The 13,177-nt window shown below is 29.9% G+C and carries 13 protein-coding genes; 5 read left to right on the top strand and 8 right to left on the bottom strand.

Annotated features, from left to right (window positions below):
• The first annotated feature begins 64 nt into the window (after positions 1 to 64).
• Together HF295_RS08390 and HF295_RS08385 are read left to right on the top strand one after the other, a co-directional pair.
• Complete coding sequence (locus HF295_RS08390) at positions 65 to 973, top strand: ABC transporter ATP-binding protein (RefSeq protein ID WP_312031728.1); 909 nt, start codon at positions 65 to 67, stop codon at positions 971 to 973.
• Complete coding sequence (locus HF295_RS08385) at positions 973 to 1,851, top strand: ABC transporter permease (protein WP_312031727.1); 879 nt, start codon at positions 973 to 975, stop codon at positions 1,849 to 1,851. Before HF295_RS08390 ends, HF295_RS08385 begins: the two co-directional genes overlap by 1 nt.
• 17 nt (positions 1,852 to 1,868) lie before the next feature.
• Here HF295_RS08385 and HF295_RS08380 read toward each other — a convergent pair whose 3' ends face one another.
• From HF295_RS08380 to HF295_RS08360, 5 genes are all read right to left on the bottom strand, one after another.
• Positions 1,869 to 2,480 (bottom strand): alpha/beta hydrolase, encoded by a 612-nt coding sequence (locus HF295_RS08380; protein WP_312031726.1) that lies wholly within the window; start codon positions 2,478 to 2,480, stop codon positions 1,869 to 1,871.
• Positions 2,470 to 2,898 carry a MarR family winged helix-turn-helix transcriptional regulator gene (locus HF295_RS08375; protein ID WP_312031725.1) on the bottom strand — a complete coding sequence of 143 codons (429 nt, stop codon included), beginning with the start codon at positions 2,896 to 2,898 and terminating at the stop codon, positions 2,470 to 2,472. The genes HF295_RS08380 and HF295_RS08375 overlap by 11 nt, the downstream gene beginning before the upstream one ends.
• Positions 2,898 to 3,875: a VOC family protein gene (locus tag HF295_RS08370; protein ID WP_312031724.1), complete on the bottom strand. Its 978-nt coding sequence runs from the start codon at positions 3,873 to 3,875 to the stop codon at positions 2,898 to 2,900. The genes HF295_RS08375 and HF295_RS08370 overlap by 1 nt, the downstream gene beginning before the upstream one ends.
• Positions 3,876 to 3,972: 97 nt before the next feature.
• Entirely contained in the window at positions 3,973 to 4,320 is a 348-nt protein-coding gene (locus HF295_RS08365; protein WP_312031723.1) for a cupin domain-containing protein, read from the bottom strand.
• A gap of 57 nt (positions 4,321 to 4,377) precedes the next feature.
• Entirely contained in the window at positions 4,378 to 4,761 is a 384-nt protein-coding gene (locus tag HF295_RS08360; protein ID WP_312031722.1) for a zinc-ribbon domain-containing protein, read from the bottom strand.
• Positions 4,762 to 4,860: 99 nt separating this feature from the next.
• Here HF295_RS08360 and HF295_RS08355 point away from each other — a divergent pair, with 99 nt between their 5' ends.
• The 3 genes from HF295_RS08355 (at position 4,861) to groL (ending at position 8,181) form a co-directional block, all read left to right on the top strand.
• A complete protein-coding gene (locus HF295_RS08355) occupies positions 4,861 to 6,156 on the top strand; it encodes a DUF2254 domain-containing protein (RefSeq protein WP_312031721.1) in 1,296 nt (431 codons plus the stop codon).
• Positions 6,157 to 6,273: 117 nt separating this feature from the next.
• Positions 6,274 to 6,558 (top strand): co-chaperone GroES, encoded by a 285-nt coding sequence (locus HF295_RS08350; protein WP_312031720.1) that lies wholly within the window; start codon positions 6,274 to 6,276, stop codon positions 6,556 to 6,558.
• Between the two features lie 6 nt (positions 6,559 to 6,564).
• Positions 6,565 to 8,181, top strand: a complete 1,617-nt coding sequence (gene groL / locus HF295_RS08345; protein ID WP_312031719.1) for a chaperonin GroEL — start codon at positions 6,565 to 6,567, stop codon at positions 8,179 to 8,181.
• Positions 8,182 to 8,197: 16 nt separating this feature from the next.
• Here the strand turns inward: groL and mutY are convergent, their stop codons facing one another.
• Genes mutY through HF295_RS08330 form a run of 3 tightly spaced genes read right to left on the bottom strand, consistent with a single transcriptional unit; the run spans position 8,198 to position 13,077 of the window.
• Positions 8,198 to 9,178 carry an A/G-specific adenine glycosylase gene (mutY, locus tag HF295_RS08340; protein ID WP_312031718.1) on the bottom strand — a complete coding sequence of 327 codons (981 nt, stop codon included), beginning with the start codon at positions 9,176 to 9,178 and terminating at the stop codon, positions 8,198 to 8,200.
• Between the two features lie 42 nt (positions 9,179 to 9,220).
• Positions 9,221 to 11,692, bottom strand: a complete 2,472-nt coding sequence (locus tag HF295_RS08335) for an HD domain-containing phosphohydrolase (RefSeq protein ID WP_312031717.1) — start codon at positions 11,690 to 11,692, stop codon at positions 9,221 to 9,223.
• 23 nt (positions 11,693 to 11,715) lie between these two features.
• Positions 11,716 to 13,077, bottom strand: coding sequence for a DUF2130 domain-containing protein (locus HF295_RS08330; protein WP_312031716.1), 1,362 nt, complete (start codon positions 13,075 to 13,077; stop codon positions 11,716 to 11,718).
• Between the last annotated feature and the right edge of the window lie 100 nt (positions 13,078 to 13,177).

Below are 13,177 nucleotides of genomic sequence, written 5' to 3'. Positions count from 1 at the left end.
AAAATAATTAAAAATTCATTGTCTATCTAATAAGCCCATGCTAAAATGAAAAAAAGGGGGATTTATGGAAAAAGCCATTGTAGTAAAAGATTTAAGCAAATTATATGGTGATTTACTGGCTGTTAAAAATATATCTTTTGAAGTAGAAAAAGATTCTTTTTTTGCCTTTTTAGGTCCAAATGGTGCTGGAAAAACAACTACAATCCGGATCATCTCAACACTGATTGAAAAAACAACAGGTGATGTTGAAATTTTTGGTTTAAAATTAGATAAAGATAACCAAAAAATAAGAGAAAAAATCGGAGTTGTATTTCAAAACAATATGTTAGATAACTTGTTAACAGTGAAGGAAAACTTAGAGGTCAGAGCTTCTTTTTATGGTTATGATAAAGCTACTTTTCTTCATCGAATTGACGAAATAGATTCTTACATTCATTTCTCTCAATTTTTAAATCAACAATATAAAAACCTATCCGGCGGTCAAAGAAGAAAAGCTGATATTGCTAGAGCTTTATTGCACTGGCCATCATTATTGATACTAGATGAACCTACGACTGGTTTAGACCCAAAGAGTAGAAAAGACATTTGGGACCTTATCCAAAAATTAAGAACAGAAAAAAATATGACTATATTTCTTACTACACATTATATGGAAGAAGTTAAAGATGCTAACAAAGTAGTAATTATTGATAAGGGTAACATCGTTGCCATGGGTTCTTCAGAAGAATTAAGACTTAATTTTTCAAATGATCGATTAAAGATGATTCCAAAGAATAATTTATTTAAAATATTAGAAGATAATAATCAGGCATTTACAGTAGTAAATGGTTTAGCAGTCATCACTTTAGACAATTGTTTTCAAGGTATTGAATTAGTCAATCAATATAAAGATCATATTAAAGACTTTGAGATTATTCGTGGGGATATGGATGATGTTTTTGTCAATATCACAGGTAGAGAGTTGGTGGAATAATGAATGGCGTGTTAATTGCTCTTGTAAAAAGGAATTTAAAAAAATACTTAAGAGACAAAGCATCTGTTTTCTTTAGTTTCTTATCTGTGATAATTATTCTTTTACTCTACATCTTATTTTTGGGTCAAATGCAAATCGATAATTTAAAAGCTGAAGTCGGTGATATTGATGGTATCGCTTGGTTAGTCTCTGCTTGGATTATGTCAGGAATCCTTATGGTATCTACCGTAACCGTGCCTTTAGGAGCTATTGGAGGTATTATTGATGATAGGGCTGATCAGATATTAGATGATTTTTACGTATCTCCTATTTCTAAAAATAAACTCGCCTTATCTTATCTTATAAGTTCTTGGGTTATTGCTTTTATTTTAGTCTTTGTTAACTTAATCGTTGGCCAAATTTATATTTTATCTCAGGGTGGTGAATTTCTAGCGTTTTTTGATTTTATTAAAATATTGCTATTGATGATATTTTCAATTATGACCTTTTCTTCTTTCTTCTTTTATTTATCAATCTACGTTAAAACGAGAAATGCCTTTGGAACTCTCTCTACCATAGTGGGTACATTTATAGGATTTCTTGGAGGTATTTATATTCCTATTGGTGTTCTTGGTTCATCAGTCCAAACATTTATGAGTATCTTACCTACAGCTCATGCGGTCACTATTATGAGAAAAGTATATATGAGTGGAGCTGTTGAAAAAGTCTTTGGAAACTCTCCTAGTCAATTTTATGATGAATATGCTGAAATATACGGACTAAAAGTAATGATAGGCAATTTTGAAATGCAAGAATGGCATATGCTATTATCCATGGGTATATTTATGGCAATATTCTATGGTTTGAGTATCTTAAAATTATCTAAGTCAAAATTATAATTAAAAAGGTTATGAAATCATGAAGATTTTATAACCTTTTTTTTATAAAATTTTTGTATATCTATCAATTCTTTTTCACTTAAACTATGGCCAAATGAATATACTTTGAACTCTACTTCAGCCCCATGGTTTTCTAAAATTTCTACCAAGTCTTGAACTTCAGAAAAGGGCACAATCGGGTCATTATCACCTGCAGAAATAAAGACTAAGTTTTGATCTTGTTTTACGACTTTAAAATTTCTAATAGGTATCATAGGATGTAATAAAATATGAGCCTGATAAAACTTGCCATAATGATAAATTAAGGAAGCAATAATATTAGCTCCATTGGAAAATCCTAACAATACCATTTTACTTGAATCTAGCTGATTAATTTTTGCAAAGGTTTGTAAAAACTTATGTAAATATTTCGTTTCCTCAACAAGATTATCTATGTCAAAAACACCAGGTTTAATTCTCCTAAAAAAACGATTCATTCCGTGTTCATTAATTCTACCTCGTAAACCTAGCAAATTCGCTTTGGGATCGATTTGTTGGCCGATAAAGATTAAATCATTCTCGTCTCCACCAGTCCCATGCAATAATACAATGGTTCTATCACTTTCATTATTAATGAACTTATAATCCATAGTCATTGGCTCTTTTTCCAATCTTCTTTAGCATAATTCTTAATTGTTCCTCTTCTTCTTTACTTAAGACCTCAATAATAGAACGCATATGCTTTTTATGCTTAACAAAGATGTTTTTCATTAATGAATGACCTGCTTGGGTTAAATCAAGTTCAAAGGAACGGCGATCTAATAATGACTGAGTTTTAATAATGTATTCTTTTTGAATAAGTTGATCAATCACATAAGACATTGTCGAATTGGTAATTAAGACTTTTTCAAGCAATGATTTAATGTTCATTTTCCCCTTGTGATACAAAGCTTCCATAATACCAAACTCTGTTACATTTAAACCATATTGTTTAACATCTCTTTGAATGGCTTTAGAAAACGAATCCGTAGCTCGAAAAAGTGTAGTAATGGTTTTTAAATCTTTCATTAGAAATACTCCTTATCATAATTTTTAGGTCTAGTATCAATATACCTAACAATCTTTTCTATCTCAGTTCTTTGGTTTCTAAACTTAGGTGGCAAAGCTAAATTTTCTCCAAGATTTTCATATGATTCTTCGTCATCAATAAAACCAGGACCTTCTGTTGCGAATTCAAAAAGAATACTAGGATATAATCTTGTATAAAGTGACTTAAAATAAAATCTATCTACATAACCAGAATGTCTTGCGCCAATAGAATTCAGTTTCTTTATCCAATGATTTAAAACCTCTAAGTCTTCAATCCTAAAAGCCATATGGTGAACTGATCCATAACCTGGATAAGCACGCTTTAATTTTGGTTGATGATCAATGATAACTGATGCACCATTACCCCCTTTATAGACTTCATATAAAGAGTAATTTTTATAAGATAATTTAAATTCAAATCCTAAATATTCAACCAAAGTATGATCCATTCTTGGTAAATTAGATATTCTTAAAAATATCGGACCTAAACCTATAATTCCATACTCGTCTGGTACAGGACCTTTTTTCCAAGCTATACCACCATCAGTACCTTTGATAAGTTCATCAGAGACAATTGCATATTCTTGTCCATCAAAGTCTTCAAACCACAACATTATTCTATCAAACATTTGAACTTCTTTAAAGTCAATATTATAATGTTCAAATCTTTTCTTCCAATATTGAATAGCCTGATTTGATTTTACTCTAAAGCCTATCCTACTAATTTCATCACTACCTTTTTCACCTTTTTGAATACCCCTAAAATCAAAGAAGGTCATATCCGTTCCCGGACTCCCAATATCATCTGCAAAAAACAAATGATAAGTATCAATATCATCTTGATTAACAGTTTTCTTAACCAGTCTTAATCCTAAAATATCTGTGAAATATTGATATATTTTTTCAGCGCTACTTGTAATAGCGGTTATATGATGTATTCCTTTTAATTGATTCATAATTAATTCCTCCAACTTTTTATTACTTATATTATATTTCGAATTCGAAATATAATCAACGCATTTGCTTAAAAAAAAGTTAGAGAAAATAATTTCTCTAACGATGACCTTCTTTTGGAACAATACAAATAAATTTAAACATTGTCTTTCCTGTATTTCTAAACTGATGGATTGCATCACTAGGTACATAAGCATAGGAACCTTGCTTAACAGGATGCAACTTTCCTTCTATCATGATATGACCTTGACCTTCAATGACATAATTAATATGAGGCCATGGATGATTGTGTTTAGGTGTAAAGCCATTTTCTTCAACTTCAACTACACGCATAACGTAATCATTCCATCCTTCTTTTTCTGATACTAAGACTTTCATAAAAGCATTTTTTGCATCAGGATGTGTTATTTTATTAGATTCTAAATTATCAATATGGTTAACAATCATTTTTTTCACCTCTAATTATATTATACTTTTTCTATGCAAATAATGATAATTAAATGCTTATATCAATCGACTTGCAATGATTCCACCTATAACCATAGATGCTATCGCTAGGACAATAGCAATGATAGACATTATATTTCCTACTTTTGAATAACTTCCAGTTAATTTATCCTTTTTAACATAGTACAAACCTATAAAACCGAGTACCAGTCCAATTAAATGTACATAAGGAAAACCTATCCAGTTTAAAGCAGAAAATATTAAAGCCGTAATTCCTAACACATAAGACGTTTGTTCATACTTTGATTTTAAGGGGCCGTTTTTGTCGAAATATCTTTGATCCGATTGTTTATATGGATTATGGATAAGAGATTGTCCGCAGTTAGAACAGTACTTATCATCATGTCTGACTTCATGACCACAATTCTTGCAATAGTTCATTTTTTCACCTCAATAATTATTATACCATATCCATATTTGTCTTAAAAACATATTTTTGTGAGTTTATTGTGGTAAAATAGAAGTTGAAAAGAGGGTATAATGAAAAAATTGATTAATTTTATCCAAAGTAAATTTTATTTTAAATTTATATTTTATATGTTTATCTTTTTGGGTTTTTCCATTTTGTTTTATATGATTGATAAAAATTCCAATTTATCCACTCATCTTCGCTTTTCGCAAGAATTTCTAGAAGATTTTTTAATCATGATGCTTGCGGCTATCATTACCATGGTAACCATCACATTTTCAATCATCATGGTCGTTTTGACCTTATATAGTGGTCAATTTTCACCTCGAACATTAAATGATTTTCTTCAAAGAAAAGTTCCTTTAAACACTTTAGCTTACTATATAGGTGTATCTATATTTTCTTTAGTTTCTTTGGTTTTATCTGAAACAAAACCTAACACCTTGTATTCATTTACGACTTTATTTGCAATTATTATATTTATTTTAAGTCTTATTCTTTTTGCATATTTTATCCATTATGTTGCTAAATCAGTTCAAATCAATGTATACATAGACAAAATGGTCAAAGAAGCAGTTATCAATATCGAAAAACAACAAAAAGAAATTGAAGAGGATACAAATATTCTATTTGAGAGAAACGATGAAGACGAAGAAAAAGAATATAAAAACGAATATACGAGTAAACATACAGGCTATTTAATTGACATTAATAAAACTAAGCTATTGAATTATTTACAAGAAAACGATCTGTCTATCACAGTAAATATACCACTTAATGAACATATTTATGAAGGTGATATCTTATTTAAATATCAGGGTAATTCTTCTTTCAACTTCGATGATGATGTCATCAACGCATGTTTTGCAATTTCAGATGAAATCGGATCATTTAGTGAATATAGAGAAAAGACTATGAAGCTTGTAGAGATCGCTGTTAGAGCATTATCTCCCGGAACCAATGATCCTTTTACTGCTCAAATATGTATTCAGCAACTAGGTTTTATCTTTATGAAACTTTCAGACAATTATTATAGCCTTTATTATCATGATGACTCTGGAAAAGAAAGAATTATGATTAAAACACTAAATTATAAAGACTTACTTTATGATCATTTCTATCAAATATACCTATATGGCAAAGGCGACTTAACCATCATTTCTGCTTTACTTAAAGCATTTACAAGGATTGCTGGTGAATCAAATCATGATATGAAAGAATCTCTATGGGATTTTGCTGAATATGTGATTAAAGATATTGATATGAAACAATTGCATATTTTGGATTCAAGGGAAGTAAAAATACCTTTAAAAGATTTAGCTTATCAGTGTAGAAAATTGGATAAATATAAGTCAATGATTGAGTAAGTTTTCTTACTCAATTATTTTTATTTATGACGCTTGACAAAATAAAAAAAATTTTGTATATTCATATTAGCAGGCCACTCAATAGAGTGCCAAAAAAATATTTCAAGGAGGTTAGACATGTTAAAACCATTACATGATCACGTCATTCTTGAAGTGATCAAAAAAGAACAAAAAACAAAATCAGGAATTATTTTACAAGAAAAAGACCAAGAAATGCCAGCCATCGGAAGAGTGTTAGCCATTGGTGAAGGTTTTTACAAAGATGGAGTCTTACAAGCTATGTCAGTCAAGGAAGGAGATCAAGTTATATTTAAGAAATACGCAACGACTGATGTTAAACTTGAAGGAAAAGATTATCTAATCATTAAAGAAACAGATATTTTAGCTATTGTAGAGGAGTGATAAATTATGAGTAAAGATATTCTATTCGCTAAAGACGCAAGAGATAAAATGTTAAAAGGTGTTGATCAATTAGCCAATACAGTAAAAGTAACATTAGGTCCTAAAGGAAGAAATGTTATATTAGAAAAATCATATGGGTCACCTACCATTACTAATGATGGTGTCACCATTGCTAAGGAAATTGAATTTAAAGACGCATATGAAAACATGGGTGCTAAATTAGTTCAAGAAGTTGCATCAAAAACAAATGATCAAGCTGGTGATGGAACAACAACCGCTACTGTATTAGCTCAAGCAATGATACACGAGGGGTTAAGACATGTAGACAAAGGCACTAATCCAGTTTTATTAAAAGAAGGTATTGACAAAGCAAGTAAAGAAGTTTCTAAAAGATTGTTAGAAAAAACAAGAACTTTGAATTCTTCGCACGATATAGCTTCAGTGGCTAGTATTTCATCTGGTTCTACAGAAATTGGTGATTTAATTGCAAAAGCAATGGACCAAGTAGGAAAATCTGGTGTCATCCAAGTAGATGAATCAAAAGGATTTGATACCAATTTAGAACTGGTTGAGGGTATGCAATATGATAAGGGTTATATCAGTCCATATATGGTTACTGACAGAGAAAAAATGGAAGTAAATTTAGAAAATACCTATGTTTTAGTCACAGATCAAAAAATATCGACCATTAAAGATATTTTACCTTTGTTAGAACAAGTTGTAGAACAAAACAAACCTCTTTTCATAATCGCTGATGATATTGAAAATGAAGTTGTATCAACTTTAATTGTTAATAAACTTAGGGGAACATTTAATGTAGTGGCCACTAAAGCACCAGGTTTCGGAGACAATCAAAAAGATATACTACAAGATATAGCAACCCTTACTAACGCAAACTTTTATGCAAAAGATTTGAATATGGAACTAAAAGATATGACCATGGATGATTTAGGTTTGGCTAAAAAAATTATTGTAAGCAAAGACACTACTACCATCCTAGAAGGTGCAGGTTCAAAAGATTCTATCGAAGAACGTGCAAAAATTATTAAAGAACAATTAGAAAATACATCCTCAGACTATGATAAGAAACGCTTAAGAGAGAGACTTGGAAAACTAACAGACGGTATCGCCATTTTAAAAGTTGGAGCTACCACAGAAACTGAGTTAAAAGAGAAAAAACTTAGAATTGAAGATGCTCTAAATGCTACAAAAGCAGCCGTTGAAGAAGGCATTGTAATTGGAGGAGGCGCAATCTTAATCGATATATATAATGAACTCAAAGGAAGTTTAAATGATTCAGACCAAGAAGTTCAAAAAGGTATTAATATTGTGTTAGAAAGTTTACTTACTCCTACTTTCCAAATCGCTGAAAACGCTGGTTTTGATGGAGTTGAAATTGTCGAAAAACAAAAAAATTCTAAAAAAGATATTGGGTTCAACGCTAAAACTGGTCAATTTGTTAACATGATTGACGAAGGCATTATAGACCCAACTAAAGTGACTAGAAACGCTGTCTTAAATGCTGCTAGTATAGCAGGTATGTTTATAACAACTGAAGCTGCTGTTGTTAGCCAAAAAGAAGAAAAAAATGATCTACCTCAAATGAATCCTGGTATGTACTAAAATTATAAATCGCTAACTATAATAAGTTAGCGATTTTTTTATGAGCGGTAGCCATAGGATATAATTTTAAATCATCAATAGAAATTTTAATCCATTCATCTAAGGGCTCCGATATTAATTTGACTTCTAATGCTTTCATTTCCCAAATCAGATGGGTGAAAATATGTTTTTTATGCCCCAATACTTTTATTACATGGTAATCAAAAGGCAATAGATCCTCTTCAAACTGAGGAAATTCATACATACCTCCAAGCAATTTTTCTTTTCTCTTTCTTAAATAAAGATAATTATTATCTCTTATAATAAACACTTTATATTGTATAAGCTTTTTTTCAGGCTTTTTTGATAAATTAGGCAAGGTGTTTTGAAGATTATTTTTATAAGCTAGACATTCAGAATTTAAGGGGCATAACTTACATTTAGGATGAATAGGCCTACAGATTAAAGCCCCTAATTCCATAATGGCTTGAGTATAGATATTTGGGTTTGCTTTTTCAATAAAGCTCTGGTTAATGGCGGTGATTTGTTTTTTATTTTTATCTATACGCATATCATCATTTATATTCATCAATCTTGATAAGACTCGGATGACATTGCCATCTGTAGCATTATAGGGTTTATTATAAGCAATCGACATAATAGCTCCTGCTGTATAATCGCCTATTCCAGGCAATTTTCTTACTTCTTTAAAGGAAGAAGGAAATATACCTTTATGTTGAGTAACGACTATTTTCGCTGCCTTATGAAGGTTTTTAAAACGGCGATAATAGCCTAGACCTTGAATTAATGAAAACAATTTTTCTTCCTCAATAGCAGCTAAATCATGAATACTTGGCAAGCGCTTAATAAAGCGTTCAAAATAAGGAATTACAGTTTCTACTTGTGTTTGTTGGAGCATAACTTCAGAAACCCATATATGATATGGGTCTTTTGTTTCTCTAAATGGCAACTTCCGATGATGATCTGCGTACCAATTTTCTAGTTTATTAATATTCATAATTATATTATAAGTGATTCTAAGTAAAAAAGAAACTTATTTCTAAGCTTCTTCTTTGTCTAATAAATCAATAAATACCTTTGCAATTTTTGGATCAAACTGGCTTCCAGCGTTATCAATAATCTCTTGTCTAGCTTTTTCCTTACTTAATCTTCTCCTGTAAGGACGGTCAGATGTCATAGCTTCATAAGCATCAGCTATACATATAATTCTTGAATAGTAAGGAATTTGTTCACCTTTCAACCCGTGAGGATAGCCTTTACCATCATATCTTTCATGATGGCTTGATGCATGAATCGCTAATTCAGAATATTCATCAGCTGTGTTAAGTATTTCATATCCATTACTTGTATGGGTTTTAATGACTTCATACTCCTCTGGAGTTAATTTATCCGCCTTATTTAAAATATTATCAGGCAAAGAAATTTTCCCAATATCATGGAACAAAGCCGCAGTTGACAATGCTTTAATTGAATCATCATCAAGTTTTAAAGCTTTACCAATTTTAGCCGAGATTTTCATGACACGTTCTGAATGTCTTTTCTCATAATCATATTTGTCGGTTAAAGTTTTTAGTATGGCTGAAATAGCCTTGTTCTTTACAGACTTACGGTCAAGTATTTTTTGTCTATACATATCATTTTCTGCATTTTTTCTAACTTCATCCAATGGTGTTAAGCGATCTTTTTGAATAAAATAACCCATGGCTACAGATAAACTCAAATTCTTAATTTTTGTTTTTTTAAGTTCGTCAAACAAGTGACTTCTAAACTGAATTACATCTTGTTTATAAGCATTAACCATAATTACAGAAAACTCATCACCGCTGACACGATAAACAGAGTCATTTTCTCCAATAAGATTTTTTAGTATTTCAGCAGTTTTTTTCAATGCTAAATCGCCATACTCATGACCAAAAGCATCATTAATTAATTTTAACCCATTAAAATCTAAATTGATAACCGCAAAAGGAAATTGTTCAGAGTCATTCAATTCTTTTAATCGTTCATAATAGACTTTACGGTTATATAGGTCTGTTAAGTAATCATGAGTAGAAATATACAATAATTCTTGGTATCGATTTTCTTGTTCGGTTATATCCCTAGCAACACCAACTGCACCAATAACGATTTTATCTTGATTAAAGATTGGATTTAAAATATTTTCGAAATAATAAGTTTTACCCATAAAATGACTTTCCCAAGAATATATTACTGACTCTCCATTCAATACTCTATCGTATTCATCATTTCTTTCCATAGCATACTTATAACCAAAAGCTTCTTCATGAGTCTTGCCAATAATTTCTTCTTTAGAAATGCCCAAGACATCTTTGACTGAACCAAAGACATTGATATATCGCTTAAATGTATCAATCACAAAAACTATATCTGATGATGAAGATAATAAAGACTCAAATTTCTGGTTTTCTAAAGATAACTCTTCTAAGGATTCTTCCAATTGGTCTTGATAGTTAACAGACATATCAATAAGATTATTTAAGGCAATTCTTGCAGGAGTGAATCCTACTTTATTGCTAGTTTCTAATCTAAAATCGGAATTTTTAGAAATATCAATCCGATTAATATCTTCAATTAATCGATTCATAGGTTTCTCAACATGACTTTTATAAATAATAATGATTACAGTAAAAACTGAGACCATTAAAACTAAAATAGAAATAGAAACGATTAAAAATGTTATCAAAGATTGATTTAATTCAGCTCTTGTCATAAAAATACCAAAAACAAAAGATGAGTTTTCAAAGTACATGTAAGATATTTTTCCATATTGATTTCCAGTTTTAAGATATGATGTGATACCTTGATTTTTATTAAGAGATGAAAAAGGAATATCAAAATCATCATAATTCATCAAAGTTGATGAATTATGATCAATCAAAGGATGGCCAATCACTTGTCCTTGACTATCTAACAAGAAGGCATATCCTTTTTCTATTTCAATAAAATCTCTAATAAAATCAGTCACAGTAACTACACTAACATCTGCCCCTAAAACACCTTTAAGTTGTTGATTATCACCATATACTGGGATAGCGAGTGTCATAACCGGTCCACCAGTTACCTCATCCAAATAAGCATCTGTATAGACCATACCGCCTTGATTTTTCGCATCAATATACCATGGTCTTTGTGTAACAATGACTGCTTCACCATAATTATCATCTGTGATAATATAAGAATCATCTTCTAACCCATAAAACATTTGCGTAATATTGTCATTTTTTTCATCAATATCATTTAAAATCTCTTCTAAATCTCCTATGGCCATACCATTTTCAATTGATAAAGCCATAGAAATAAGTAAAGATTCAGTTTCAACTAATTCTCTTTGTATTTTAGATACTGCCACATCTCTTTTTAAAGTCAAATTTTCTATTTGCTTATCAGAAATTAAATCCGAAATAAAAGCAAATAAGACAGTCATTACCACTAAAAATAGCAAAACCAAGGACATGATTGGTAATCGTGGTATCTTCTTTGTTATTTTCATTAATATCTCCGTTTTATAAAATTTTAGTCATTTAAAGTCTCTATTTTCTCAATAATATTGTGTAATTTAAAGTTATTAATTTTATTAACAATTGTTCTTACATGGGAATCAATTACAATTCGACTTGCTTCTAAAATATTTTTAGCTTCTTTTTCTATATTATCTGCAGATTTTCTAATTTCGTCCATTTTATTTTGTAAATAAGTGATTGATTTATCTAATATATCATCTTTCATCAATTCAAGTTCATTTAATATTTCTTCAGTTTCCTTAAATTTTTTTCTTTCTATATGTTTGTTTAAAATTAATTCATGATATTTTTTTCCTAAGGCAGACACAATGCTAAGGAATACTATAAAATACTGTGGTCTAACCATATACATTTTATCATAACCTTGAACTTTTCTTATTGGTGCGTCATTGATACTGTCCCATTCCAACTCACTAATTAACAAAGCATATTCACAGTTCTTTTTTTGTCGATCTTTATCAAGTTTATCGTAATGATCAGCGTTTTTCTTTTTATAAGTTGAAGTTTGATCTTCTGTTTTAATTTCAATTGCAACAGAAGTTAATAATTTCTCTTCTATATATTCTTGATCAGAATACACCTTGAAAATAAAATCTGCTTTGGTACCTTTAGAATCGCCATAATCGTTGATTGATTCATTGTCCTTGTACCATTGACATGATTCAAAACCTTGTAAGGCATGATTTTGATATTCTTGGTCAACCCATATTTCTAATTCTTCACCCATTTTCTTAATATTCAAACTCATTTTTTCTTTAGATAGTCTTGCGATGACTGCTTCTTTTTCTTGAATCGTATTATTTAGGAGATTTTCTTTTTCTTTAACAGCTAGTTCTTGTTTTAAAGCAGCTTGTGTTTTAATATTATTATTTTCTTTGACGAGGTCTTGAATTTGGTTTTTATACTGATTAATATCATCTTTTAACTCATTAATTTTCTTTTGTTCAGCAAGTTCAATATCTTTTTTCAATTGACTTAAAATTTGGTTTTTTTCTTTTTCTAAATCTTGTATTTGATATTTAAATTTTTCAATTATTAGTTCATATTCACTAGAAAATTTGACTTTCAATTGGTTTTCTTGGCTACTTATTTGTTCTTGAAGTCTAATAATCTCAGATTGGCTTTCTTTTGTTGCCTTTTCAATATCTCTTTCCTTTTCAAGTTGTAGTCTATTTTCTAAGGCTAAAAGCCTTTTGTTATACTCTTGGTCTTTTGACTGGTCTATTTTCTGAGATAAAATGCTTGTATCAATAGTCTCTAAATCAAGCAGATTAATTTCATCTCCTCTTTTTGCATCTTGATCTAATTTTAAAGTGTGTGAGTTAATGATGATGATTTTATTTATCTTTGCCATTTTGACCTCCTCATTACAATTATCTTTATTATACAACATAAAGAAGTAAATTTCATTTTGATTTAAAAAATAGGAAATTAATCCTTATTTAATTATCAAA

The sequence above is a fragment of the Hujiaoplasma nucleasis genome (assembly GCF_013745115.1).
GTDB lineage: Bacteria > Bacillota_I > Bacilli_A > Izemoplasmatales > Hujiaoplasmataceae > Hujiaoplasma > Hujiaoplasma nucleasis.
Note: the sequence above shows the minus strand (reverse complement) of the source record. Positions and strands in the feature narration are given on the sequence as shown.

Bases quoted from the DNA above. Each gene is read 5' to 3' on its own strand.
- HF295_RS08390 (WP_312031728.1), top strand. From the start codon at position 65: ATGGAAAAAGCCATTGTAGTAAAAGATTTAAGCAAATTATATGGTGAT.
- HF295_RS08385 (WP_312031727.1), top strand. From the start codon at position 973: ATGAATGGCGTGTTAATTGCTCTTGTAAAAAGGAATTTAAAAAAATAC.
- HF295_RS08380 (WP_312031726.1), bottom strand. From the start codon at position 2,480: ATGGATTATAAGTTCATTAATAATGAAAGTGATAGAACCATTGTATTA.
- HF295_RS08375 (WP_312031725.1), bottom strand. From the start codon at position 2,898: ATGAAAGATTTAAAAACCATTACTACACTTTTTCGAGCTACGGATTCG.
- HF295_RS08370 (WP_312031724.1), bottom strand. From the start codon at position 3,875: ATGAATCAATTAAAAGGAATACATCATATAACCGCTATTACAAGTAGC.
- HF295_RS08365 (WP_312031723.1), bottom strand. From the start codon at position 4,320: ATGATTGTTAACCATATTGATAATTTAGAATCTAATAAAATAACACAT.
- HF295_RS08360 (WP_312031722.1), bottom strand. From the start codon at position 4,761: ATGAACTATTGCAAGAATTGTGGTCATGAAGTCAGACATGATGATAAG.
- HF295_RS08355 (WP_312031721.1), top strand. From the start codon at position 4,861: ATGAAAAAATTGATTAATTTTATCCAAAGTAAATTTTATTTTAAATTT.
- HF295_RS08350 (WP_312031720.1), top strand. From the start codon at position 6,274: ATGTTAAAACCATTACATGATCACGTCATTCTTGAAGTGATCAAAAAA.
- groL (WP_312031719.1), top strand. From the start codon at position 6,565: ATGAGTAAAGATATTCTATTCGCTAAAGACGCAAGAGATAAAATGTTA.
- mutY (WP_312031718.1), bottom strand. From the start codon at position 9,178: ATGAATATTAATAAACTAGAAAATTGGTACGCAGATCATCATCGGAAG.
- HF295_RS08335 (WP_312031717.1), bottom strand. From the start codon at position 11,692: ATGAAAATAACAAAGAAGATACCACGATTACCAATCATGTCCTTGGTT.
- HF295_RS08330 (WP_312031716.1), bottom strand. From the start codon at position 13,077: ATGGCAAAGATAAATAAAATCATCATCATTAACTCACACACTTTAAAA.